The 25099-nt window shown below is 51.4% G+C and carries 23 protein-coding genes and 1 pseudogene; 14 read left to right on the plus strand and 10 right to left on the minus strand.

The features are described 5' to 3' along the window. Positions 1–7: 7 nt before the first annotated feature. From RYH74_RS07830 to RYH74_RS07845, 4 genes are all read right to left on the minus strand, one after another. Positions 8–3385: a hypothetical protein gene (locus tag RYH74_RS07830; RefSeq protein ID WP_317409204.1), complete on the minus strand. Its 3378-nt coding sequence runs from the start codon at positions 3383–3385 to the stop codon at positions 8–10. Then, positions 3382–4827, minus strand: a complete 1446-nt coding sequence (locus RYH74_RS07835; RefSeq protein WP_317409205.1) for a site-specific integrase — start codon at positions 4825–4827, stop codon at positions 3382–3384. The genes RYH74_RS07830 and RYH74_RS07835 overlap by 4 nt, the downstream gene beginning before the upstream one ends. Before the next feature lie 569 nt (positions 4828–5396). Next, positions 5397–6116 (minus strand): TetR/AcrR family transcriptional regulator, encoded by a 720-nt coding sequence (locus tag RYH74_RS07840; RefSeq protein ID WP_317409206.1) that lies wholly within the window; start codon positions 6114–6116, stop codon positions 5397–5399. A gap of 63 nt (positions 6117–6179) precedes the next feature. After that, positions 6180–6650 carry a helix-turn-helix domain-containing protein gene (locus RYH74_RS07845; RefSeq protein WP_317409207.1) on the minus strand — a complete coding sequence of 157 codons (471 nt, stop codon included), beginning with the start codon at positions 6648–6650 and terminating at the stop codon, positions 6180–6182. 941 nt (positions 6651–7591) lie between these two features. On the opposite strand from RYH74_RS07845, the gene RYH74_RS07850 reads away from it, so the two are divergent. From RYH74_RS07850 to RYH74_RS07860, 3 genes are all read left to right on the plus strand, one after another. Further along, positions 7592–7987, plus strand: a complete 396-nt coding sequence (locus tag RYH74_RS07850; protein WP_317409208.1) for a DUF6957 family protein — start codon at positions 7592–7594, stop codon at positions 7985–7987. 74 nt (positions 7988–8061) lie between these two features. Next, a complete protein-coding gene (locus RYH74_RS07855; RefSeq protein WP_317409209.1) occupies positions 8062–8790 on the plus strand; it encodes a metallophosphoesterase in 729 nt (242 codons plus the stop codon). 62 nt (positions 8791–8852) lie between these two features. Then, positions 8853–9248 (plus strand): hypothetical protein, encoded by a 396-nt coding sequence (locus RYH74_RS07860; protein WP_317409210.1) that lies wholly within the window; start codon positions 8853–8855, stop codon positions 9246–9248. 17 nt (positions 9249–9265) lie between these two features. Here RYH74_RS07860 and RYH74_RS07865 read toward each other — a convergent pair whose 3' ends face one another. Further along, complete coding sequence (locus RYH74_RS07865) at positions 9266–9559, minus strand: hypothetical protein (RefSeq protein ID WP_317409211.1); 294 nt, start codon at positions 9557–9559, stop codon at positions 9266–9268. A 165-nt stretch (positions 9560–9724) separates the two neighbouring features. Between RYH74_RS07865 and RYH74_RS07870 the strand changes: the two genes are divergently transcribed. Then, complete coding sequence (locus tag RYH74_RS07870) at positions 9725–10042, plus strand: hypothetical protein (protein WP_317409212.1); 318 nt, start codon at positions 9725–9727, stop codon at positions 10040–10042. Between the two features lie 127 nt (positions 10043–10169). On the opposite strand, the gene RYH74_RS07875 is transcribed toward RYH74_RS07870, so the two are convergent. Together RYH74_RS07875 and RYH74_RS07880 are read right to left on the minus strand one after the other, a co-directional pair. Beyond that, positions 10170–11888 (minus strand): ATP-binding protein, encoded by a 1719-nt coding sequence (locus RYH74_RS07875; protein WP_317409213.1) that lies wholly within the window; start codon positions 11886–11888, stop codon positions 10170–10172. Then, a complete protein-coding gene (locus RYH74_RS07880; RefSeq protein WP_317409214.1) occupies positions 11885–13189 on the minus strand; it encodes an SIR2 family protein in 1305 nt (434 codons plus the stop codon). The genes RYH74_RS07875 and RYH74_RS07880 overlap by 4 nt, the downstream gene beginning before the upstream one ends. 523 nt (positions 13190–13712) lie before the next feature. Here RYH74_RS07880 and RYH74_RS07885 point away from each other — a divergent pair. The 6 genes and pseudogenes from RYH74_RS07885 (at position 13713) to RYH74_RS26450 (ending at position 18785) form a co-directional block, all read left to right on the plus strand. After that, positions 13713–14495 (plus strand): transporter substrate-binding domain-containing protein, encoded by a 783-nt coding sequence (locus tag RYH74_RS07885; protein ID WP_284385487.1) that lies wholly within the window; start codon positions 13713–13715, stop codon positions 14493–14495. Positions 14496–14548: 53 nt separating this feature from the next. Further along, positions 14549–15277, plus strand: coding sequence for an ABC transporter permease (locus RYH74_RS07890; protein ID WP_170029830.1), 729 nt, complete (start codon positions 14549–14551; stop codon positions 15275–15277). Then, complete coding sequence (locus RYH74_RS07895) at positions 15274–15984, plus strand: ABC transporter permease (protein WP_170029831.1); 711 nt, start codon at positions 15274–15276, stop codon at positions 15982–15984. Before RYH74_RS07890 ends, RYH74_RS07895 begins: the two co-directional genes overlap by 4 nt. Positions 15985–16046: 62 nt before the next feature. Beyond that, positions 16047–16829: an ABC transporter ATP-binding protein gene (locus RYH74_RS07900; RefSeq protein WP_284385571.1), complete on the plus strand. Its 783-nt coding sequence runs from the start codon at positions 16047–16049 to the stop codon at positions 16827–16829. Between the two features lie 159 nt (positions 16830–16988). Further along, positions 16989–17930: pseudogene (locus RYH74_RS26445) on the plus strand (cache domain-containing protein); the annotation flags it as partial. A gap of 96 nt (positions 17931–18026) precedes the next feature. Beyond that, positions 18027–18785 carry a methyl-accepting chemotaxis protein gene (locus tag RYH74_RS26450; protein WP_372241577.1) on the plus strand — a complete coding sequence of 253 codons (759 nt, stop codon included), beginning with the start codon at positions 18027–18029 and terminating at the stop codon, positions 18783–18785. Between the two features lie 49 nt (positions 18786–18834). On the opposite strand, the gene RYH74_RS07910 is transcribed toward RYH74_RS26450, so the two are convergent. Beyond that, complete coding sequence (locus RYH74_RS07910; RefSeq protein ID WP_284385486.1) at positions 18835–19713, minus strand: LysR family transcriptional regulator; 879 nt, start codon at positions 19711–19713, stop codon at positions 18835–18837. 105 nt (positions 19714–19818) lie between these two features. Here RYH74_RS07910 and RYH74_RS07915 point away from each other — a divergent pair, with 105 nt between their 5' ends. After that, on the plus strand, positions 19819–20247 hold the full coding sequence (locus RYH74_RS07915) for a DoxX family protein (RefSeq protein ID WP_170029834.1): 429 nt from the start codon (positions 19819–19821) through the stop codon (positions 20245–20247). 247 nt (positions 20248–20494) lie between these two features. Here the strand turns inward: RYH74_RS07915 and RYH74_RS07920 are convergent, their stop codons facing one another. Together RYH74_RS07920 and RYH74_RS07925 are read right to left on the minus strand one after the other, a co-directional pair. After that, on the minus strand, positions 20495–21127 hold the full coding sequence (locus RYH74_RS07920) for an FMN-binding negative transcriptional regulator (protein ID WP_170029835.1): 633 nt from the start codon (positions 21125–21127) through the stop codon (positions 20495–20497). 106 nt (positions 21128–21233) lie between these two features. After that, positions 21234–21716, minus strand: a complete 483-nt coding sequence (locus RYH74_RS07925) for a DinB family protein (RefSeq protein WP_317409215.1) — start codon at positions 21714–21716, stop codon at positions 21234–21236. 289 nt (positions 21717–22005) lie between these two features. Between RYH74_RS07925 and RYH74_RS07930 the strand changes: the two genes are divergently transcribed. From RYH74_RS07930 to RYH74_RS07940, 3 genes are all read left to right on the plus strand, one after another. Further along, positions 22006–22443, plus strand: a complete 438-nt coding sequence (locus RYH74_RS07930; protein WP_317409216.1) for an Lrp/AsnC family transcriptional regulator — start codon at positions 22006–22008, stop codon at positions 22441–22443. A gap of 128 nt (positions 22444–22571) precedes the next feature. Then, positions 22572–23621: a homoserine dehydrogenase gene (locus tag RYH74_RS07935; protein ID WP_280044312.1), complete on the plus strand. Its 1050-nt coding sequence runs from the start codon at positions 22572–22574 to the stop codon at positions 23619–23621. A gap of 2 nt (positions 23622–23623) precedes the next feature. Next, positions 23624–25039, plus strand: coding sequence for an aldehyde dehydrogenase family protein (locus RYH74_RS07940; protein ID WP_280044313.1), 1416 nt, complete (start codon positions 23624–23626; stop codon positions 25037–25039). The last annotated feature ends 60 nt before the right edge of the window (positions 25040–25099 follow it).

Genomic DNA, 25099 nt, shown 5'->3' on the forward strand with positions numbered 1-25099 from the left:
TCCTCCTTCACATAACCATTTGTGTCAGCCTCGGTGCAGTTGCCGCTTGCACTGCAAGTTGTTTAAGGGTGTCTTCTCCGCCAGCGCTGATCCCGAATAATTCGAACTCGTCAATAGCGCCAGACTTGATCATAGTGCTGATCTGGCGTGCTACCTTAGTGTGGAGGGGGATGGATTTATTTTCGCCAACACCCAAGAAGGCTGCGATATCTCCGTCTCTCATCAGCAAAGCATGGCGCAGGTGCGCAAGTCGCATTGTAAGATCCTCGCTGCTTGCATCGGGGAAATTCTGAACGTCAATGAGTCGCTTGAGTAACCCTGATTCTTCAGTAAGATTTAGTCTGTCGTAATGAATTAAGATTTCCTCTCTGTTCTTTACAGCCAGATCTTGGTCTTGGCCTCGATCGTGCATAGATATCAGTTCTTGCTCGATGGTTTCTAGCAAGCAGGCCTCGCGAGCGAAGCGATCGTTTTCTAACTCCATTTGTTCCAACTCTTCGCGAATCCTTGCAGACGGTTTACGAGTCAAGTATTCCTCAATAAGCTTGAGGCTGGTGGAAAGCAGCTCTTTGTATTTATCCTTTCTGGCAGATATGGCTGGGAGATGTGCTACTCCACGAATTGCGTAAGGGCAAGCCGAGCAGCAACTCTTCTCTCCGAACAGCGCAACGACCTCGCTGGGGCAGATGTTATTGAATGGGCAGATGTGAGTTGGGTTGAATGCTAATTCACTCACCTCCTTGGCTATCAGGCGATCAAGTCCGTTCTCATTTTTGCCGTTTGAGAGGCTCATAAGTTTGTGCTTGGAAATCGCGACCTCGGGGTTTCGAATAATATCCCCGAGTATCTTCTGGTTGATGCTTGAAATTGCTGCAGCCAGGTCTGGTAAATCGCCTGTCGAAATTTTGTCTTGGTTGCTCATCAGCGCATTGCACAACATTTGCTGATGAGACATGCCGATATCATCAGGATCAAATATCGAGTAATAGTTGACTAACGGCTCCGATTGACCGGTCAGCCACTGACCAACAAGGCTTGGAGGCAGAAATTTAATTGCCTCCGAGACGAAGCCGGCTCTTAGCCCATGTGGTGTACAGTCACTTGTTACGATGTTTGATGTCAATCTGCTGAGGCCTTCGATAGAGTAGTCTTCGATATCGCCAGGTTCATCTGTGCGGTTTGCTGGCTTGAGCCAAACAAGACTTGGCTGCTTAGTGTCGCCTACTTCGGTCTTTATGAAGTAATCTAGGCAAAGTAGGATGAGATGATAGCTTTCATAGTTTGCCCAGCTATTCTGATTTAGATGCAGTCTGAATAGGGGTCTGAGCTTCCCAAATGATGAGTTTTTTTGGAAGCTGTACCAAATTCTCTCCTTATACTCGGGCGAAGTGCAGCGCTCGTACCAACTGGATTGCCGTTCTAATAGATCCATAACCCTCTTGGATACGATAGCCGTCCACTCGCCATGAGATTTGTCAGTACTTACTAGAAGCGCGTCAAGGGGGCGCCCTAGATTATGCGCATGAGTTTTATAGCGATCTAGGTCGAGCCAAAGGAGATGCTTCTGTCGTATGCCGGTCTCGCACATGAGTTGTGTAATGCGAATGTCATTCATGACTACGCGTTGCTGAACAAGGCCGTCAATATGTGTGTCTGAAATCCGATAAAACTTCGGGATGTACTCAAATCGGCGTGGTTTTCCGTCATAATAAAATATGGGGGTAAAGTTTAATGCTGAAAAATCAATGCACTGGCAACTTTGTCCTTTGATGCCCCAAAGTCCAGCCCATTCAGAGCTATACATCAGTTCGTTAATGTTCGGAATTTTGAGTTCGCCTTGGACTAGTCCGTTCATTTTCCCGTCGGCCATCTCATTCAAATGCATCGTGAGATATTCCAGTGAGTTAAGCATGCTTAGGAAGGTAGCAAAATAAGCTCGGGGAACGGTCTTTTTTACCGTTCCGCTACGCTTTCGCAGCAATGGATAGCAATCAGTGGAAAAACTATTTCGAACCTGATCCGAATGAGGGATAATCCCTGCCTGTGAAATAATGTAATCTATGAAGTCATCGAGCGGGTAGACACGATGATAGTGAGTATCTGCTGAAAGTTCATTCAGTTCGATCAACTCTGCTATAAACTTCAATAGCGTTTCAGGAGGGGATTTTTTAAGTACATTGAGCTCAGTAAGAAGGTCGTGATCAGCAGTAATGTATAGCGCGCAGGTAAAGTCATTGAATGTTGTTGGGTAATCGTTAAGATTGCCGTCGCGATTCATGAAGTACTTGAATAAGTATGGGCCGCAATATGCTATAAGGAAAGACAGCGCCATATTATAGTTGTCGGGCCGCTGGATGCGTCGCGATCGGATGAAAGCATTAAAAGTTGATGTGATCATCTTGCAGAAATCAACTACTTTTTGGGGTAGTAAGGTAAGCCCTCCGGGGAGTTCTTCATCTTTTAAGATTCCAAATGCTTTCCTTACATGCCTGACTTCACCGAAAGTTTGGGCCAGTTTGGCTACGGAATGATCACTTCCCTCAAGGAACTCGAGGGTTTTCTCTACCATTGCTCTATGGGCTTTAGCAGATTTTGTTTCTTTGAAGTGGGTTTTTTTTAGTGCTCTAGATTTCATAAGTTCTTCGCGGTTTTCGGAAAGAACTTTGTCAATTGCAGGGCGTAACCACTCATTTGAAGCAGCATCAGCAACAAATAAGGAGAAGTCGTCCGTATAGAATCTTCCTAGTTCGGAGCGCGCACCAAAACTCCGAAGTATCAGGTCGCGGGCATTTTCGGCGGTGAAATTGTCTGCTTCGTAGAGATTAGAGCCGAGAACTAAGCGGAGCCAAAAAGTCGACCTGAGTTCGCGGTTCTTTAACGACATTGGGCCGGTATAGCCGATGCTCGAATACGGGTTGATGCCTCGGATTTTGGCCAGCAGCGGGCAGTTTCCCAGAGGTATTTGCTCTTTGATCATGTCGTCTAGGATTCGATCGCAGTGTATAGGGCACTGCCATTTGATCGGCAGAATAACCTTTCGCTCGATCCAAAGACGGATAAACGCGATTTTCATGACCGAACTGAGTTGCTGGATTCGCTCAGGGGCAACTGAGGGAAGCAATTCGGCTATAATTGACTCGCGGCCTGGGTGGTGTTTGAAGCAGCAGTATACTAGCTCGTCTACTTGAGGTCTCGTTAGTTTTGAGAATGGTCGAATTCCGGATTTATTCAAGCTTTCAAGGAGTTCTTTCTGTCGACCCCCATTTGGTACTCCATAAATCTTCCAGAAGCGGTGGCGGGCATCTGACATCGCAAGATCAAAAGCAGGCCCAACTTCATTATCATCAATCAGCCACATGGCATTAGTGCTGGATGGATTAATCATTTTGCCTCCAAAGCAAGCTGTTTCAAGCGAGTAATTTCTTCATTGTGAAAAGCGATTCGTGCTTCGATCACTGTTTTTGGCCCGCCAGTGAGGCGTGCCATGTTTGCAGCGGCTAAAGTTGCTTGAAGTAGATGCGCGTCCTGGCGAGCGTAGCGTCTAGTCGTTTTTAGGCGTGCATGCCCCATAAGTTTTTGAACGGTTTCGAGGGGGAGTCCGTACTTTCTATTGCTTCCCGGAAGCGGATTCGGGCAGTGGTTTACCAGATAGTATCCGTACATATGGCGCAAGCTATGGAAACCATACTGCCTACCCGTAACTTTCTTTGCTGCATCTCTAAAACGCTCATATAGAGTTTGGTAGCTATTCGTCATAGGGGCGCCAGACTGTAGGTTTCTCAGAAGGAAATCATGCGTAATGGGTGCCATGTAGTTTTGCTTTCGAAGATCTGCTTTGTATTCTTCAAGTGCTATCCAGAACATAGAAGCGAACGGCTCAATCAAAAATGTTTGTGGGTGAGCGCGCCCCTTGTGAGGAAGACCATTAATTTCTTCTTCTGAGAGATATTTGATCAAAACATTTCGCCGCGTATCTGGGTCGATAATTCGAACTCGATTTAGGTGTTCTTCTAAGCTTGGGTCAATATCAATATTGAGCATTGTCTGCGCTTCCGAAACCCGCGCGCCGCATGCAGCGAGTAAGCTCCACAACATTCGGTCACGACTACATGTGGCGCTGCGGATCAGCTCTGCACATTTATCGATCGGGAATGCAAACTCATCTCCTCCATACATATCTGTATGAGCCAGGTCTGATGGTTTCGAAATTGCAGATAGACCTTTGCGCTTGATTCGACGAGCGCCGCCTGCCAAGCACCCCGCAAGCCAGCTATTCTCTTTGATAGCTGTGCGTACCTTTTGCGGCGACTCGATCCTTACGGTCTGAGCTAGGGAAAACCCTGAAAGGGATTTCGAAGCGATATAACCCCGCTGTTCAAGCTCAATCATACCGAGACGAAAGCGTTCACTTGCATCGACAAAACTATTCAGCGCCGCAAGTGCTACCCCGACAGAGCTGCCGCTTAAATTGCGATTACCCAGTGCACGCGCAGCTCTGCGAACCATTGGAACGTCGCTTTCTGTGCCGAAAACAAGAAAGCTTTCATAGTGCTCAATAGCTTCTGATAGTAGTGGAGCTGTTAATTCTCCATGCTGGAATGCGATATGGTGAACATAGCCTAGAAATACACCGTTGTATTCAGTGTATGCTTTATTAGTGTTCTTTGATTTTTTCTTTCTAAGCTGATATGACCATGCGTTAAAGAAGTCGTCGGTCATTTTGTCATAAGAGACAATTGTGTAATAAGAGCGACCGTTTTTCTGGGCTGGTATGATTATCGGTGGCGAAGGGGGAGTGTTAGGTTTTGCATTTTCTACGACAAGCATTTCTTAATTCCGAAGTTTAGGGCTGAGAAAATGCTGACATGAGGTGTTTAAGCGTGCAACTGCACCTTGCTGCATGTTTATGAACAAGGTTTTCAGTATGTGTCGATGCTGCTTAACGGCGTTATATAACACTATATAACATCGTTACTGTTGGGGTGTAGTTTGACCGTGGGTCGCCCCTAACCGTTATGGGAAAGTTCGCGCGGCCGATGTGCTGATCATCAAGTCATAGGCGTGAGACGAATGCTATTTCTACGTCTCCTTTCGCTTGCAGATCTATTGTTAACTCGTTCTGTCAATGGTCACTGGGAAAATTTTCGCGGAGTGAAAAATGTGACGTGGATCACGTTTGTGTTCGGCCTCAGCTGCACGCTTTGGCCGGTCATAGCTATCGCGTATTCCGCGAATCAGGCTGGAGCGCTGTCTGACAACGGCTCTGTGAAGGGAGGGGCGGGCATTCAGATGGCGTAACGGGTTAGCTGAAACGGAGCTGTTGTTCTGCTAGGTGGACGGGGCGTCAGGCTCCGAGCTGTGCGCCCGCCAAAGGTGGAGCCGATGGTCGTCTCAATTCAAGAGGAGGCGAGACGCGTCAGCAGCTCCTTAAACAGGAGCTTCTCCCCTAAAGTAAAATTCTTCACTTCATATATGCTGGTCGCTAGGGCTGCGGCTAGCGCTGACGCCTTCATGCTTTCTTGAGATTCGATGGGATGATTCTTGTCCCGCACAATGAGTGGTTGAACTGCCTTCATTACTAGCCAGCTCACATCACTTGGCTGGCTGAGTGCATTCATGCACGTGATCGTTGTCCCAATGCAGAATGGCAGCAAAAAATCTACTGCTTGACTTACGCTTCCACGTAAACGTCGCGCTTTGGCGATTCGGTTAAGATGGAATCTCAAGAAGTCTGATTGATGGCTCCATAACCTCGATCCTGCGCCTTGTCGAGGACGACTTACGTATAGATATAATTCCGAGTGAATTAATCCAAAGTAGATAAATTTGTCGATTGCATGGTGGAAGTCTGTAACTGGATCGTCACCTAAAATAGTGGCGCTGTGATGCTCAGTCCAGAGATAGATGGCAACTGTTTCTAATAATTTGTCTCGATCACCGATGTGGCTGTATATCTGGGGCGGTTGTACCTCTGCGCTTGATGCGATATTTCGCATGGTCGCTTTGCTAAGTCCGTCGTCTTGGATAATCTTAGCGGCAGCTTTAATGATGTGAAGTGCAGTACCCGACCAAATCACTTCGGAGGCCGGATTTTTTGTTTTTGATGAGTCAGTCATGAATATGGGCGTTATAAAAAAGACGCCATGGTACATTTTGTTGGCACGCGTGGCCAATTGAGATCAGGTTCTCCTCCAGATCCTACTCACTGTTGCGGTTGAAACTCCGACAAACTCAGCGGCTTCTTTCTGTGACATTCCTTCATCTTTGCATTGCAGGACTGCTTTCAATTTTTCTGGGGGGATGCTTCTGCCGCTTCTCTCGACTGTGAGCTCGCCATTCTGAATGTGCTTAGCCAGACCCTTGACCAGGCCAAGGTCAGACAGTCGATCGATCTCGCTGCTGATGGAGGTCAGGCGAGCCTGAGGGGTGATTGATAAATCATGGCTGGAGGCAATGACGAGAAGGGCAAGTGGATCTGTCCCTAGGGCTTCACACAGCTCGGCAAGCTTCTCGAGCGTGGCGCCGCTCTTGGCGTACTCAAGGTTATGCAGATGGTTAGGGTGAATTTTGCTGACCAGCTGATCCCTGGACGTCCCTGCAATGGCGCGAGCTTCACGAATGACAGCTGCTAGCGTCTTCCGTGTGACCATGATGGCCCCCAAAAAGCAAGGATAAAGCCACATTGATCGATTTCACGCCATTGGGTATATTGTGTTGCATGAAACTACATGGCATTTTGTGCTCAGCGCAGGGGTAATGGGCCTGTAGAGCGACTGTCGCGACTGAACGATTTACATCAATTGACTGAATGAGATTAGCTCGTTGAGCCTTGCCACAAGGCCGACGACAGCTGTGGTATGACCCCAGGAAATCAGGACTACACGTGTTTTTGACTAATCGAAGTGAGCTTCAGGGGACGTTTCCAAGTGGGGACGATGCTCTGCTTTTCTGGAACCGTATCCGCCTCGATCGCTCGCGGTACAGCTTCTTGATCGAGGGTGTAGGTCTTGACGAAGATGGAATTGGCCCGATCGCTCGATTCTTCAGCGACATAGCGTTGGTACAGCGTGTCTGCAACGGCGAGAGCTCGGATTTCTTACAGGTGAACAAAATTCACTTGCTAGCACCACCTGTGCTGACTGAGAAGCCGTCATTCGTCCTTGAACCTCTGTCCGAGATTCGTTTGATATCGGATTGTGAGCAAAGACCGAAATTTGAGTTTGTCACTGACTCAGGAGAGGTCTACTTGAGCGAGGTTCCCGCAGTGAAGAGCTCAGTAGGCGATGAGGTTGCTTAAGTCTCGAGTTATCAAATCTCTTTTGGTCAGTGGCTTCGTTGGCGGATGCCTTGGGCCGTCTATGCATATCGTCTCGAGCGCCGAAGCAGCGACCCTTTGTGTAAAGGCGTATCGGTCGTCTTTCTGTGCGTCAACAGAGTGCAGCTGCTCGCTCCGCCAGAGATGACGAAGCAATCCGAATTCTGGATGGGGCCACCTACAGAGATCCGTTTCCACGACGGTACTGAGGCGAACCCGACCTACGGACTTATCACTCAAGACGGACAAATTTTTTCGAGTACGAGGAGCTGAGGTATGTCCGTCTCTTTGGAGGGCGCGATGTCATTCCTATACGGCGCCGGCGAGGTCGCCAAAGGGTGGGCTGGTGAGAGGGCTGACCTAATTGAAGCCGCCCAGGAGCGCTTTCCTGGAAAAGCATTCTGCCTCGTGAAGCGATGGATCATTGTCGAAATCCCCCCGAATGAGGTTGAGCCATTGCCGGGTGGAATTGCACCGATGCTCGTGCTCGCTCATGAAGTCATCTACGACAGCCGAGGGCGTTTTGTGCCGGGCAGCTGGGTGAGATCAACCTATGCGGTTTCGTTCCAGCATCCATGCATGTTTGAGACTCGGAACACGATCTATTTGCTTGTCGGCGATGGATACAGAAAGCAAGCATCGCTCGAATTGGTGCTGTCGTTTCGTCCTTGAGCATTTCAGATTTTATAGCCCGGTCGTCCTTCGGACAGGCCCGGAAGTAGCGACGCAGCCCTATGGAGCGCGGTATGAAGATTGCGGTCTACTCGGATTTGCATAATGAGTTTTCGGAGTTCGAGCCGCCTCAGCTGGACGTCGAGCTGGTCGTGCTTGCTGGTGACATCTCTGTGCGCGGTCAAGGGGTCGAGTGGGCGAACGCGGCGTTTGACTGTCCAGTGATCTACGTCCCTGGGAATCACGAGTTCTACCGGGGCCATATAGACCGCACGCTGACGAAGATGCAACAGGCGGCAGCTGGGCATGTTCATGTTCTGGATAACCAAGCACTGATCGTTGGTGATGTCAGATTTTTAGCGACGACGGCGTGGACAGATTTTACGTCGACAGGGGATTACCGCGTAGCGATGTCGTTGTGCTGGGAGTGGATGAGCGACTTCACCCAGATCCGAATCGGCGAGGGCTTTAGAAAGCTTCGCCCTGTCGATCTCATCGCTCGCAACATTTGTGCGCGGGACTTTCTGGCTACGGAGTTGGCTAAGGATTTCGGAGGCAAGACCGTGGTCGTCACGCATCATTGCCCGATTGAAGAGGTCGCTGGTGATGGTCATGAAGGCCACCTCGGTGCGGCGTACTTCAACCAATGGCGTGACCTAATTTCGGAGGCTGACGCCTGGATCTTCGGTCATACCCATTACTCGGTCGACACGGTCGTTTCGGGATGTCGGCTCATTTCGAACCCCAGAGGGTATCCAGGTGAAAAGACCGGCTTTGTACCGGACTTCATCATTGAAATCTAAGCGCCTCTAGGAGCGAAAGCTCTCAGAGGGGTGTTGAATTGGACGCAGGAGCGCAAGAACAAATGACAGATGAGATCATGAGGTACCCAGGTGAAGAGCCATCGATTTTTCAGCTCACGCGCATCATTCAAGCGATGGGTCAGCAGTATCCGGTGCCGATCACTGCCTATCTGAGTGACGTAGAAATTTCGAACGATTGCGCAGTCGGGGTCGTGGTTGGTCAAATTGTTCCAGGGCTTATTGAAAAGCGCACAGGGGCATATTTGCTTACGACCACGCCGATCTTCTCGTTGAATAGAGTAGGGCGCTTCTGGGTGGTAGATACAAAGGCGGGGAATTTCGTACTGACTTCATTCAAGCGCGGAGCGGGCCGGAAGAGTCTTCGAGCACTGATCGCAACCGCTGACCAACCTCACGCATCTTCGGATCGCGAGCCAGGCGCCTTTACGGGCGCCTGAAAGGTCGAATATACGGATCAGGTGAGCGTCGTGAGAAGTGTACGCAAAAAATCCTGACGACGATGAATCGAGCTAAGGATCACGTAGTCGCGTTCGCCATCTGGTGGTAGATGACCACATTCCATTAGGCCGATGATGTAACCCTCCGCCTTCCCTCGGGCCTCGCGCAGGTCTTGCTCTGTTGTGGATCTGTGGATGTCATCCACCAGGCGTTTCCAACGCTCGGCTTGGCGTTTGCCGGTAGGGTCGCTGGAGAAGGTAGGAGCGTGAAGGAGTGTCTCGTAATAACCGGGCGCAGCTAGCGTGCTCAAGCGGGATGCTCCAGAGATTTAACTTGAGGCAAGGTTATCATGCGTACACTCAATCGCCTGTTACTGGCCCGTCAGGGGCAGGCTCCTCGCATCTAGGCGCTGGAAGCTGAGCATAGAGTTATGGGGTCTGGCTCGACACATGCTGGCAGTTTGCGGAGGTGTGGTATGAAGGTCGCGCAAGCAGGTGAACATGAAATGGCCATCGACGTGGTATGTGATGTCTGCTGTATGTCTACGCGAAATGGCGAAGGTGAGCCCCAGTACGGAACGATGCATGCGTCATGGGGCAAAGGCTCAGCGCATTGCGGCGAGGAGCATGAGCTTCACCTGTGTGAGCGCTGCTTTTTCTCGCAAGTAGCTGAGATGAAGCGGGCGCGGTGGCTTGCTGTGATGTTCGATGAGGAAGGCGATGCGATTTTGGTTGATGACGCCTACGGACGGGCTACTAAATCTGCCAAGGAGGGTGGCGGGGAGCATTGCTGACCGTAAGCCCACGGTTTAGGTCGAATTATGGAAAAGCGATAATTATTGCTGATGAATAATTTTCGCCAGCCTGCATCGACCCCAACTGGCGCGCTTCAACGATAGAAGGGCGCCACTGGGTAGTAGACTAGCTTGGCTTCCCCCAAGTGCTTTGGAAGCTAGGGCCATCAGATTTTGGTGGCTGAGTTGGTTTGGCTATCTGAATCGTAACCGGGATCGGGAAATCCACACCCACCATCGCTACCTCGCCCTGTTTCAGGTTTGGCAGGAATGCAGCAGCAGAGCGATCGATCTCACCGCAGGCTCGTTCAACGACTTCGCGGTCACGGTCGTTGGTGAGCCGGTGGACGAGCAGGGTACCCATCTGACTGAGCACGCCTTCGGTTATGTCGCGCGGTCGCTGGGTCGCCAGGCAAATGTTCAGACCGTATTTTCGACCCTCCTTCGCGATCAGTTCAAAGGCATCCAGATTCTGTAGGTCATCCTCGTTACCGACGGTTTTGCCGAGGAAATTATGAGCCTCGTCGAGGATAGTGATTAGCGGCCTTGTCCTGAAAACCTCAGCCCGGGCTCGCTGCAGTAAAAGTCTGCCGATAACGTTGGCCACGACCTCACGAGCGTTGAACTCGTATCCAATTGAGCTCAAGCAGACCCTGAACAGCTTCTGGTCGCTGCGAATGAAGCTGTCCAGTTGATCTACGAAACTGGGAAGGTCGGCAGCGGGACTGAAGACGCAGCCCAGCGACGGCGACTCCATCACGCCGAGGATGCGGGTCATCAGGGATGAGCAATGTGAGATCTCGTTACTCGCACCCCCAAAACGCTCAGAATCGTTGAAAGCGGTCGGGTAACAGCACTCTTGCACTAACTGAGATACCAGCTTGCGAGGGTTAAATGGCGTGGTTGGATTTCCTACTAGGCTTGCGTTGTTTCCTCTATTCATGGCCTCGCGATAGACCTCTTTTGATTGGTCTACCTTAAAGACGATGTGCCTCGGGAACAGGTCGGGTGCGAGATGTACGAGTCGTAGGCTTTTGATCGCCTCCCTCAGCTTAGGGCCTTGGGTTTTACCCGATGGCTGGAAGAGGGCTATGAAGTCGGACTCGGTGAAGCTCGTCGGCGGAATCGCGACTTCTACAGAGCCTCCAGCTAGGTGGAGAGGGCTACCAAGGTGGCAATGAACTGTGTCATCGCCAACGAGCGAACGGTACTCACCCGTGGCATCGATCAGCACTACTTTGGCTGAGAAGTGGCGACATTCCTCGATCAGCTTGGATGTCGTCCAGCTCTTGCCGCCACCTGTGGAGCCCAGGATTGCGCAGTGCCTTCCGAAAATTTTCTCGGGAGTGACAGCAATTGGAAATCCGCCATCCCCGGCAACGTGACCAAGGTTCAACGCCACCTCAGGTGGCGCACCATCGACCCCCGTTGAAGTCAGCAATGGAATCTGGGAGATAAACTCTCCTGGGGCGGAATAGACCCGGTCGCCAAGCCGTGGGTATGAGCTCACTCCCGCCGTGACTCGCAAGGATTGCGGGTTTACGGAGCCGAGCAGCCGTATGAAGCCGATTGCATCGATTTGGCGGCTGCCCGCAAAGTCCTGGGAAATCTCCGCGCGATCCCTATCAGGCAGTGTGACCTCGGTTATGCGTCCGAGCAGCACCGCTTGTTGGCCTTCAATGAGCACAAGCTCGCCAACTTCGCCCTTGCCGTATCGATTGTGGCCCAAATACTGGCCGCTCACGTTGCCGGCATGTGCCAGGTTGGTCTTTACCAGGTGGGCGCACACACTCGAAACCACGCCAATTTTGAGATTGCTAGCAAGAATCCCGTCAAGAGCACTCATGCGTTGTGGCCCCCCAGGCGTTTTACGGCATTCGCCAACTGCTCTGCGGGAGAAGCTGTTCTCAGGTGCGGAATGTGGCTGACCAGATCGCTGAACGAGCCACTGATGAAGTGGATGTCCAGGCCACGCTTGGCAAGGTCATGGAATCTGCCCCAATAGTCGCTTGAGCCATGATGCCCCCGGTTATGCAAATGCGTGATGCACTGGAAATCGCAGAGTATGAGTTTCAGGCTCGGGTTGGATTGGATTGCTGAAAAGATTGGCTCGGAGAGGTGATCATCGTTGAAGCCGAAGCCCGCCACGATGAGGCAACTGTTGGGCTGACGCAGAAACTCCAGGTAGCGCGACAGAAGCTCCAGGTGAGGCTGCAGGAATGCCTGCTGGTATTTGCCTTTGGCAGGGTAGATGAGGCACGCGTTCGCAGGGGTAGGCGCAGTGTCCTCGTAAATGTCCTTTTCCTCTCTGCTCCAGCTGACGGATCCATGCAACTTCAGTAGCTGGAACACACCTTCGGCGAACTCATGACCTTCCGCCTCTCGCCTGACGATGTCGTAGCTAAAATGCTTGCCATCGAACCGCCGCCTACGGGTGTAGGAGAAACCATCGATGGCCATCATGCCGAGGTCAGAGGCTGCTGTCTCGAAGCACATGTCATAGTTTGTAGTAAAGACCTTCAGGCGAGGATCTCGGACTCGTCGTCTCGCCAGCTTTTGCAGCAACTGCCTGTATGCCGAAATATCGGCGGTCGGGGCCCTCAGGAATGCAGAGCATGCGTGCAGGATGACTGCTTTGACCTCGCTGACGAACTCTTCGACAGTCGCGTCTTTGTTGAAGGCGAGATAGGCGTCGCACTGTGAAAGGAAATGCTCGATGTTTGGATTGGTGGTTTCTTTGTAGTGCACCACATCCATCACGCGTGCTGCCGCTTCGGTGGGATCCCCTGAGCCAGCTGTGCACATCGAGCGCTTCCACAGATCCCACATGCTTGGCCCACCTGGAGCCCCTAAAGACGTCCCACTTCCTGCCAAGAAGCCCAGATTGGGAACTTGCAATGCCGCAGCGAGCATGTCCGACAGAGCCGTGCGGTTGGAGACGATCCTCGCTGGATCAGATGGTGGAGCGCCCTTGAGAACGATGTGGGCGTGTTCATTCAATGGCGCCCAATCAGAAGCCCCTGGTGCCAAGTAGGCCTGAAGGCCCTTACGGTTGGCATCGAGCTCCACAGGTTTGTCAGCAGCGGGCGAGGGTACTACGGCATCTTGAGAAGGGGTGAAGGCTGGCGGGGCGTTTTCGTTGGACATCAACACGATCCTTGAAGGTGTGGCGTATCCCGATGGCGTCCTATGGGCCAATCGAGTGCGCGTGATGAAACCTATGGGCAACGCAGTGTGAGCATAATGCCATCAGCGCTATGAGGCCGGTAGTAGGAGAGGGCGCTGAACCTCACAGATACTTAAACGTGTGTTTAGAATGTCAGTCGTTAATGGCCTGGGCGCTTTATTTGGCCACTTATAAACAACCCTCTGCGTCTCTTACGCGCCCCTTGTAGCCCCACTCAGCTCCAATTCTGTCCCGACTTTTAGAAAGAAGTGAAGGCTATGAGCATATTGCTACCAATGGCGAGCAATATGCTCGCCAGTACGAGCTTATTGCCAGCTTGTACCGGTCAACTGATGGCGTAGCATGACAACATGAGCAAGATGACAGCAACCATGCACGGAAGCGCGTAGGTGTGCAGCGCTCATGGATAACTGTGGTTTTGATGAGCACAACTCGTTGAAACGGCTAGCCCTTAATTCAATTACAATATCTAGGGATTTCCAAATGATGTCACTCCGTAAGCTTTTTGTTCTGGCTGCGCTTCCCTTCTGCATCAGCCTGGCGCAGGCGAAAGAATATAAAGAGATCCGATTTGGCGTAGATGCCAACTACGCTCCCTTCGAATCCAAGGCTCCAGATGGCAAACTTGTCGGCTTTGATATTGACTTGGGAAATGCGATTTGCGCTGAGCTCAAGGCTGAGTGCAAATGGATCGAAAGTGATTTTGATGGACTGATTCCTGGGCTTCGTGCAAATAAGTTCGATGGAGTGCTGTCTTCTATGACAGTCACACCTGTACGTGAAAAAGCAGTCGATTTCACAAATGAACTGTTCTCCGGCCCAACGTCGTATGTTTATAAAAAGGGCTCTGGGCTCAGCGCGGATGTGAGTTCGCTCAAAGGCAAGCGTGTTGGCTTTTTCCAAGGTAGCATTCAGGAAGGCTACGCTAAAGCGGTATTGAAGAAGGCGGGTGTTAAGGTTCAGTCCTACCAAAACCAGAGCCAGGTTTACTACGATCTTGTGTCGGGCCGGCTCGATGCTTCTATCCAGGACACGCTTCAAGCGAAAGCAGGATTTCTAAGCTCGCCTCAAGGTGCTGATTATGAGATGAGCGAGCAAGTCGAAAGCGAGTTGCTTCCCTCTAAAACGGCCATTGCAGTTGTCAAGGGCAATGATGACCTGAAGGCCCAGTTGAATAGGGCCATTAAGGCAATCCACGAAAATGGAACCTACGCCAAGCTCCAAACGAAGTATTTTGGTGATTTGAACCTTTACAGCGGCAAGTAATGGTATGCGCCTATCCCACATAGGCGCTTTATTTCATCAAGAGTCGTTCGATCATGATTGATAACTTTTTTGAAGTTGTTGGTCTGCCAGGGCTTAGCATGCAGGGCTTTGGGCCACTGCTGCTGATGGGTACCTGGATGACCATAAAGCTGTCCTTGCTGTCCCTTGCAGTGAGCGTAATATTGGGTCTAATTGGCGCTTGCGCCAAGCTTTCCTCCTTAGCTATAGCTCGGTTACCTGCTCAGATGTACACCACGCTCATTCGCGGGGTACCAGATCTTGTGCTGATGCTCCTGATCTTCTACAGCCTGCAGACGTGGTTAACCAGCCTGACGCAATCTTTGGGCTGGAATTACATCGAAATTGACCCATTTGCGGCTGGCGTGATAACTCTTGGGTTCATCTACGGAGCCTACTTCACGGAAACATTCCGAGGAGCCATGCTTTCCGTCCCCAAGGGGCAGCGAGAAGCGGCAGTGGCTTATGGTCTCAGCAGATCCCAACGCTTTTTCCTTATTACCTTTCCCCAAATGATGCGTTTTGCGCTCCCCGGCATTGGCAATAACTGGCTGGTTTTGCTCAAGGCTACAGCTTTGGTGTCAATCATAGGTCTTGCAGATTTGGTCAAAGCCGCCCAGGACGCCGGCAAGAGTACGTTTCAGCTATTTTACTTTCTTGTGTTGGCGGCTCTTATTTACTTAGTCATTACGACGCTATCGAACTTGGTATTGCGCAGGCTTGCACGTAAATATTCCGCTGGCTCTCGCGAGGCTCTGCAATGATTGAATTACTGCAGGAGTATTGGAAGGCTTTCCTGTACACGGATGGGACGGAAATGACAGGGCTGGCCATGACGCTGTGGCTGCTGACCGCCTCAATCTTCATAGGTTTTTTGGGGGCGATTCCCCTAGCCATTGCGAGGGTTTCAGAGCGAGCTTATGTACGTTGGCCTGTCCAGTTTTACACCTATCTCTTCAGGGGAACGCCCCTCTACATTCAGCTACTGATTTGCTACACGGGGATCTATAGTATCGCTGCCGTGCGCTCACAGCCTTTGTTGGACGAGTTCTTCAGAGATGCGATGAACTGTACCATCCTGGCCTTTGCGCTGAATACGTGCGCGTATACAACCGAGATATTTGCAGGCGCAATCAGAAATATTCCCTATGGCGAGCTTGAAGCGGCTAAGGCCTACGGGCTTAATGGTTGGAGGTTAAACGCATTCGTAGTAGTGCCGTCTGCGCTGAGGCGGGCTCTCCCGTACTATAGTAATGAAGTGATATTGATGCTGCACTCGACCTCGGTAGCCTTCACTGCCACCATCCCGGATATCTTGAAAGTTGCACGTGACGCAAACTCAGAAACGTTCTTGACGTTCCAGTCTTTTGGGATTGGAGCTTTGATCTATTTGGTTCTCTCGTTTGCTCTTGTAGGATTATTTCGCTTAGCTGAGCGACGCTGGCTGTCCTTTCTTGGGCCCGCTCATTGACTTTAGGAATGCCGCTGATGACCAGTCTAATAACACCCAATAGCATTGAGCAGAACCAGCACATGGGCAAAGGCCTTGAGTTAGGGTACAAGCTGACCGTTGAGAATCTTCACAAAAGCTATGGCGACCACCAAGTTCTGAGAGGTGTATCGCTAAAAGCTCATAAAGGTGATGTGATCAGCCTCATAGGTGCCAGTGGGTCTGGAAAAAGTACCTTCTTGCGTTGTATCAATTTCCTGGAGACGCCTACTGACGGCGCTATGACGCTCGACGGGCAAGTGATCAGGATGGTTAAAGATCGTCACGGGTTGCGGGTGGCTGATGCCGCAGATCTACAGCGGCTGCGCACTCGTTTGGCCATGGTATTCCAGCACTTCAATCTGTGGAGCCATTTGAGTGTGCTGGACAATATAACCCTGGCACCTCAGCGTGTTCTAGGCGTTAAGAAAGCTGATGCAGAGCAGGCAGCACGTCAATATTTGGATAAGGTCGGCCTTCCCGCTAGGGTTGCATCACAGTACCCAAGCTTTTTGTCTGGTGGGCAGCAACAACGTGTTGCTATTGCCCGGGCGTTAGCGATGGAGCCTGAGATCTTACTCTTTGATGAACCAACATCGGCTTTGGATCCTGAGCTTGTTGGTGAAGTGCTGAAGGTGTTGCAGGCGCTGGCTGAAGAGGGGCGAACCATGTTGATGGTGACACACGAAATGGCCTTCGCAAAACAAGTCTCTAGCCAGATCCTGTTTTTACACCAGGGGCTGGTGGAAGAGCAGGGTGGAGCGGACATCTTAACCAATCCTCGTAGTGAGCGCCTCCAGCAGTTCCTGTCGAACGGTCTCAAATAATAGCCAATGTTCGGTATGCGGCCAATCGATCTCCGATTGGCCTTTTTTATTTCGGCGATAGGACGATCGTCAATGAAATTGAAGTTTTCACATAAGATCATAATCTCTGCTGCGCTAGTGGTTGCAGCTTCTTTTGCTAGCTTCGCCGCGTACAACGACATGCTACAGCGTGATGCACTGTACCGGGGGATTGAAGCTAAGCTATCGGGTGTGAGTAACTCCACTGCCAATGGTATTTCACAATGGATGTCTGGTCGAATGCTGTTGCTTGATAGCTTGAAGGAGTTGCTCGCGGGCTCTCCGGCCTCAGAGAAATTAATTTCTGTGCTTGATCAATCAGTTCTTAAATCAGTGTTTTCATTTACCTACTTTGGTAATGCGGAGGGGGAGTTTTTTATTCGTCCTCAAGATGAAATGCCATCTGGTTACGATGCCCGTACGCGACCTTGGTACAAGACAGCAGAAGCGCAAAAGCACACCGTGCTAACAGAGCCCTATCGAGATGATACAAACGGGAAACTGATGCTTACTGTTGCGGCGCCAGTCATTAGTAGGGACAGCGTGCAAGGCGTTGTGGCGGGTGATTTGCCGCTTGATACCGTTGAGAAGATGATAAGTTCAGTAGAGCTCAAAGGCATGGGCTACGCATTCCTGGTTGATTCGGAAGGCAAAATATTAGTCCACCCTAATCGTGACCTTCTGATGAAGGATTTCACTTCGGTCTACGCCGGCGGCAAGGATGGGTTTGGCGGTGAGCTCCATGAGGTGCAGCAGGCAGGCAAGCGTGAGTTGGTCATGTTTGCGGCGATCAATGGGCTTCCTGCAGTCAAGTGGTACGTTGGCTTGGCGCTCGACAAGGACAAAGCGTTTCAAGAGCTGGCTGGCTTCAGATTTGCGGCGGTCATAGCTACATCGATCACCGTCGCTGCGACAGTACTGCTCCTGGGCGTCATGATTTACTGGCTTATGCACCCTCTACGACGCATGAGTGTTGCAATGAAGGACGTTGCCAGGGGGGAGGGAGACCTAACAAAGCGCCTTGAGGTTAAAACCCAAGACGAGTTCGGTATGCTGGCCCAGGATTTCAACGTGTTTGTAGGGCGGATACACGATTCGATTCGTGATGTTTCCACCGCAACTGAGTTGGTGTTTACCGAGGTGAAGCTTGTCACCACTTCATCTGCGGGCTCCCTGTCGATGTCTGGCGAGCAGGCGCAGCGAACAGATAGCGTAGCGGCAGCGATTCATGAACTTGGTGCGGCTGCTCAAGAGATCGCCCGCAATGCCGGCGATGCCTCGGTACAGGCAGCAAAAGCTCGGAGTCAGTCTCATGAGGGAGGACAGGTGGTTGCAGGTACCATCTCCAAGATGAGTGATCTCTCTGACAATCTGCGGCTGGCGTCGGGCAGCATTGAATCGTTGAACGATAAAACGGTCAGCATTGGACGCATCCTGGAGGTCATCAAGGGTATTTCCGAGCAAACCAATTTGCTTGCTCTCAATGCTGCGATCGAGGCAGCCCGAGCAGGAGAGGCTGGTCGGGGATTTGCCGTTGTCGCAGATGAGGTTCGTAGCCTCGCATATCGAACGCAGGCTTCAACCCAAGAAATTCATGTGATGATTGATGAGCTACAGGCAGGCGCCCAAGAAGCCGTCAATCGGATGGAAGTGAGTGGCCATCTGAGTGAGCAAGGCATGGCGGTGGCGAATGAGGCGGGAGCGTGCCTTCACGTTATCAATCACCATGTCGGCGATATCGATGGCATGAATCAAGCTGTGGCGACCGCCACCGAGGAGCAGTCCTCTGTCATTGAGTCTCTCAACGTTGATATCGCGCAGATCAATAGCCTGAACACAGAAAACGTGAAAAACCTCCAGTCAACCCTGAGCGCCTGCGAGAACCTGCAATCGCAGATCGAGCGGCTCAGGGGTCTGGTTACTTCATTCCGGACGTGACGCCCGGATGTGAATGGCCCGCCCGTGACGCACTGCTGGCATGAGAGACTTAAAAGCTGCGCTGCCTCAGTTCGTCGCTCACGAACGATATGAACTCGCGAACTCTCGCGGTATGCCGCAGGTCGCGATGTGTAAGGATCCAGAGGCCAGTTGTGAACGGATCCAGCGCATCCGATTTGAGCCTGACAAGGCCTGGCGTGTTATCTCCCAGATAGCGGGGTAGAGGGGCAATTCCCATCCCTGCTAGCGCGGCCTGGCGCAACGAGATCAACGAGTCAGCCTTGAAGATGATTGAACTGGCTGGGATTGTTGATTGAATCCATTTCGTGACAGCCATCTGGCTGAAAGTCAGGTCAGGTGAGATCCACTTGGTGAAGGTCAAGGGGTCGTCACCCTCTAGCAACTCTGCCATTTCAATAGATGCGTACAGGGCGAATCGGACATCGGAGAGGCGCCTGCCAATCAGGGATTCAGTGGGGTTATCTCCAGTCCGGATAGCCACATCTGCATGTCGCTGCGCCAAGTCAGTGACAAAAGGCCCAGTTGACAATTCAACTACGATTTTCTCATGTTGCTTGCTAAATTTCTCAAGAATCTGAGGAAGGATCGAGCCCATAATCGTATCGCAGGTGGTGATTCGAAGTATCCCCTCCAGCTTGAGGTCTTTTCCTTCAAGTCGAAGCGATAGGTCGCTTACGGCTCCTCTCATTATTTCAGCAGTCCGCAGCAGTTCCTCACCGGCTTCAGTCAGCGTATAGCCTGTGGCAAGCCGATTGAAAATTCGTAACCCATGTGCCTGCTCAAATGTATTCACTCGCCGTAGGACGGTGGTGTGATTTACATTGAGGTGCCTGGCTGCTGCTGCAAACGATGCATGTTCAGCTACTGCGAGGATTAACCGTAGATCATCCCAGTCCCAGTTGTGCATTCTTGCAGTCCTGTTTGGTGAAAAAGCAGATTGTTTGGAATTCAAGTAACCACCAGAATTAGTCGTAAGCAGGGCAAACGGCACTGCATAGATGAAGGAGCTGACATGACTAATTTTAACCCTGCGTACTTCGGTCGCTTATTTCTTCGACTCACTGCAGGTGTCGCACTAATCACGCACTCGCTTTATCTCAAGGTGTTTGTATTCACGATGGCAGGGACGGTCGCATTTTTCGAGTCTATCGGACTTCCCGGGTTCTTGGCTTGGGTAACGCTCTTGGTGGAGATTGTCACGGGGGGCATGCTTATCTTGAGACTAAAACCCCATATTGCAGCAACTGCTGCAGTTCCTATCTTACTAGGCGCAACCTGGGCGCATTCGGGCAATGGCTGGTTATTCAGCAACACCGGAGGCGGTTGGGAATATCCATTGTTCTGGACAATGGCGTTGGTATCGATTGCGCTGACTGAGTGGCAGTCCAGTACGGCACTTGCGGTTGCTGAGCCTCAACCATGTGCAATGCCAAAAAGCTAAACCTCTACTGCCAAGCCGGGGAAAATTCGAGCTTGAGTTACTGTATGTGCTGGTGACCGAAAAAGTCAATATGATGACCTTTGCATACGTCCGTCTCGGACGATCGGCTAAGAAGCATCAGGCTGCTATCGGTGAAATCCCCGAGCCACTGCCCCGGCTCACTGATTCTTTCAATGATCCGGGGCTGCGCTTTACAAGCGCCTTGAACGCAGCGGTTTAGGCTCAGCCCATCCCACAATCCATTGGGCTAGAGATTCTTGGCTGCTTCGAGCATGGCATCTCCGATGTTATGCTCTCCAAGCTCCTTGAGGGCCGTGCCCGCACCGACCATGTCTTTCGCCCCATCATCCTGACTTAATTTGAACTTCCCGACAAGATCAGTTATTTCAATCTCAATTAGAAAAATTCTATCAAGGAGTTCGCTGATATATTCTTTAGGGGCGTCAGATATTTTCCAAGGCCTTTCCATTGAGGCCTCATGACGCTTGGTCAGCTTGGCGACCAGTTTGCGGACGTGGGCCTCATCGTGGATAAGCGTGATGCGTCCCTTTGCATGGACGACCTTGTAGTTCCAGGTCGGTACTTGTCTCTCTGTGTCTTTTTTGCTCGGTAGCCAGGTAGGTGAAATGTAAGCACTGCCTGCCTGGAATACCACCAGTACCTCATCCAGGTTCTTTACTTCGTTGAGTAGGGGGTTGTTTTTTGAAACATGGGCACTGAGCACCCCCAGTGCACCAATATTTGGTTCAAGCTCGAAAGGAAGATGGTTGGCATCGAGTCCAGCTGGCCCATGGGTTACCAACGTGCCAAATGGATTATCCATTATTATGGTGTGTAACGCTTCCCTTTGATGTTCACTGAAATATGTCGGTAAGTACATGTCTAGTCCCTGCCTGAAGGGTTTGTTTCTTCACGATCGCCCTATCGCTATTTGATCTCGGAAATGAAACGCGGCAAGCCTTATAAAAATTAAGGCTGAATCATATTTACTGCTTCAAGAACGTCGTGAAGTGATCCTGCCAGCCTTCACTTGCTGCAAAGGGTAGTAGGCCGCTGACCATCCCACGATGCAGCAGTCCATGCGAGAGGACATGGCTCAACATTTCTGACTTTTTCATATTCCCTGGCTTCCCATCTGCAAATACGAAGTTCAGCCTTTCTTCAAGCTCTGCCTCCGTCACAGATTTTGTGTAGTTAACAAACCAATTGTTCGTTTTAGAAAACTTTAACGATAGGTCAGATAAATGTTGCGGTTCGGTTGTAGTGGTTGAGCTGCAGGGCATGGGGTCACCCAACAACCTCCCCTTAAACAGGTTGTCCACGATGTTGATGTGAGCGAGATGCCATAAAGCTTCTGTCAGATGCGGCGCAGTGAACGTGCTAGGAGACTCTGTGAGGATTTTGAACAGCTCGGCTTCAGACCAAGCTTTGTACTGAAACATCGAGTGAAAAACGTCTTTGGCAGTCATTTTTTCTCCTTCGCCCATGTGGGACTGGGTTGGCTTTGCCTTCCTGGCAAAGGGCGGTTGGTGTGGCGACGGTCAGTATATTGACTTTTTCGGTCGATGGCACGAAGCTGTGAGCATGCCTGCCGACCAGAGCAGATAGCCGAGATCTTGGATCCTCCACCCTGGTGGGCCAACGGATGAGCCCTGGCCCTGATGCCGGGTTTGGCTCGGCTGAGCTTAAGAGGCTTGGCCAGGGCAGCTAAGTAATAATTTTATGTGAGTGATTGCTTTACGCGATCCGGAGGTAGCGATGAAACGCACTTTGGACAAAGTCGATGAAAGGATCATCGAAGAACTAACTAGGAATTCGCGTTTAGCTCACAACGATATTGCGCTGAAAGTTAATCTTTCTAGAAACGCTGTTCGGCTCAGGATTGAGCGCTTGGAGCGAGACGGGTATATCAAAGGATATACGATTGTGAAGGGGGCTGCGTCTTCAGACCATCCTCCGATACGAGCACTGGTTTTTGTGTACAGGCACGATCGCATGAGGGGTGCGGACGTGGTGCGCTCTGTCGCTGCGATTCCTGAGGTGATCGCTTGCAATGTAATGAGTGGTGATCTTGATATCGTTCTGACCGTTGAGGCGAGTTCTCCGGACAGAATTAATAAGGTCTGGACTGATATTTCCAGTCTGCCTGGGGTTGTGAATACGGTGACTTCTTTTGTGCTGTCTCATACAAAGTAGTGCACAAGCAAAGCGACATGCTGTGCGAGCATTTTGCTAGCAAGATCTGTCTGTTTGGCATATTCGGTTAAGCAGGGTTGCAGCTTACGATTTCCTCCAGTGGTAAACAACAAAATGAGGCCGTTGCTGTGACTGAATACAAAATTGCTTTGCTGGGTTTCGGCGGTGTTAACCGCGCTCTGGCCCAATTGGTTGCCGAGAAGAATGAACTGTGGGCTGCCGAGCTTGGCTTTACGCTGAAAATCGTTGGCGTTAGCGACATTTTCTTGGGTTCGGTGATCGGTAAGGACGGCCTGGATCCTAAGAAATTGGTAGCTGTGCCTGCAGCCAAAGGTGCCTTCGCAGCCCTGGAGAATGGTAGCGCCGAGCCGGCCAATGAGACGGTCATTCGTTTTTCCGGTGCAGATATCGTTGCTGAAGCCACCTTCACCAATCCGGTCGATGGTGAGCCAGCAACCACGTTCTGCCGCTGGGCTCTGGAAAAGGGCATTAGCGTTGTGACTACAAACAAAGGCCCAGTGGCTCTCCACTCGGCTGCGCTGAAGAAGCTGGCTGCGACGAATGGTGCAGCCTTTGAGTTTGAAGGTGCCGTGATGAGCGGTACTCCGGTGATCCGTCTGGCGCAAGAAACATTGGCCGGTTCGGAAATCACTGGTTTCAAGGGCATTCTGAACGGAACTTCCAATTTCATTCTCAGCAGCATGCAAGCCGGTCTCAACTTCGGTGACGCATTGTCGGAGGCTCAGGAGCTGGGCTATGCCGAAGCAGATCCAACTGCTGACGTTGAAGGTCATGATGTACGTCTGAAGGTGGTGATCCTGGCAAATGAACTGCTGGGTGCGAAGCTGACTCCGAACGATGTGTGCTGTGAAGGCATCTCGAACATCACTGCACAAGATATTCAGAATGCCGCTCAAAATAACTCGCGCTGGAAGCTCATTGGCAGTGCACAGCGCACCCCGGCTGGTACTGTGACTGCTTCGGTTAGCCCGCAACTTCTTCCGAACTCTGATGCATTGGCCGGGGTAAGTGGCGCAACGAATGCTGTCAGCTTTGAAACCAACCTCCTGGGCCCGGTCACTGTTGTAGGTGCTGGTGCTGGCCGTATTGAAACTGCCTACGCACTGCTGTCCGACATCATCAGCATCCACAAGAACAAAACCAAACAGGCGATCTGAATATGAACAGCTTGAGTCTGGCTCTGTCCACAGATTACGAAGAGATCACAGTATTCAACCCGTTTGATGGTTCTGTGATTGGTGAGGTGGCCAAGGTTCCCGCAACTTCTGCTCACTTGGTGATCGAAGCTGCCAAGCACGGTGCTGTGACCGCTCGCAACCTTTCTCGTGCTGAGCGTTCTCGTATTCTGGAGCACACAGCTGCACTGGTGGAGAAGGACAAGGATGATTTCGCGAAACTCATTTCAGCGGAGTCTGGTAAAACAATTCGCCAAGCACGCAAGGAAGTCCTTCGTTGTGTAAACACGCTCAAGCTTTCGGCTGAAGAGGCCAAGCGTAACGCAGGCGAGGTGATTCCATTCGACTCCTATGTTGGTTCTGAATCTCGCCAAGGGTGGTTCACTCGCGAGCCTTTGGGCGTGATCTTGGCTATCACCCCCTATAACGACCCGCTGAACCTGGTTGCTCATAAGCTGGGCCCGGCTATCGCCGGCGGCAACTCGGTGGTGCTGAAGCCTTCCGAGCTCGCTCCGCTGTCCGCCGTCAAGCTGGTGACCTACCTGAACAAGGCTGGGTTGCCTACTGAAGTTGTTTCGGTGGCTACCGGTGATGCTGAGCTGGGTAAGGCGTTGGTTGCTCACCGCGCTGTGCGGATGATCTCCTTCACAGGTGGCTTTGCTACAGGCGAGCAGATTACCAAGACTGCAGGGCTCAAGAAGATGGCAATGGATCTTGGCGGTAATGCGCCAGTAATCGTCATGGCCGACTGCGAGCTTGAGTCGACCGTTGAGTCGTGCGTTTCTGGCGCGTACTGGGCAGCAGGGCAGAATTGCATCGGTACCCAACGCATCCTGATCGACAGCAAGATCTACCAGATCTTCAAGGAGAAGTTCGTCGAGCAGTCCCGCGCTTTGGTAGTGGGTAATCAGGCAGACGAGGCGACGGACGTCGGCCCGATGATCTCTGAGGCAGCGGCCAAACGTGCACAAGACTCCGTACAGGAAGCTGTCAGCAAGGGTGCCAAAGTTCTGCTTGGTAACAAGCGGGAGGGCACTCTGTTCTATCCAACCGTCCTGGAAGACGTGAGCTTTGAGTGCAAGGTCTGGCAGGAAGAGGTGTTCAGCCCCATCGTCATCTTGCAGGAGGTCAGCACGCTTGAAGATGCGCTGGCGCTTGCCAATGAGCCAGAGTACAGCCTGCACGCTGGCATCTTCACCAGCAATCTGAACACCGCTATGAAGGCAGCAAAGCTGCTTGAGGCGGGTGGTGTGATGATCAACGACTCGTCTGACTACCGTTTCGATGCGATGCCATTCGGTGGCTTCAAGTACGGCAGCATGGGGCGTGAGGGTGTGCGCTTCGCCTACGAAGATATGACCCAGCCTAAGGTCATTTGCTTGAACGGGCCCAGTGAATAACGTCTGAAGCCAATTCAGGGGCCGGTTTTCGTCAGGTAGTAAAGGAGGGGCATCCGTGCC

This window comes from Pseudomonas sp. LSJ-87, assembly GCF_032971465.1.
In the GTDB taxonomy this organism is placed as follows: Bacteria; Pseudomonadota; Gammaproteobacteria; order Pseudomonadales; family Pseudomonadaceae; genus Aquipseudomonas; species Aquipseudomonas putida_Z.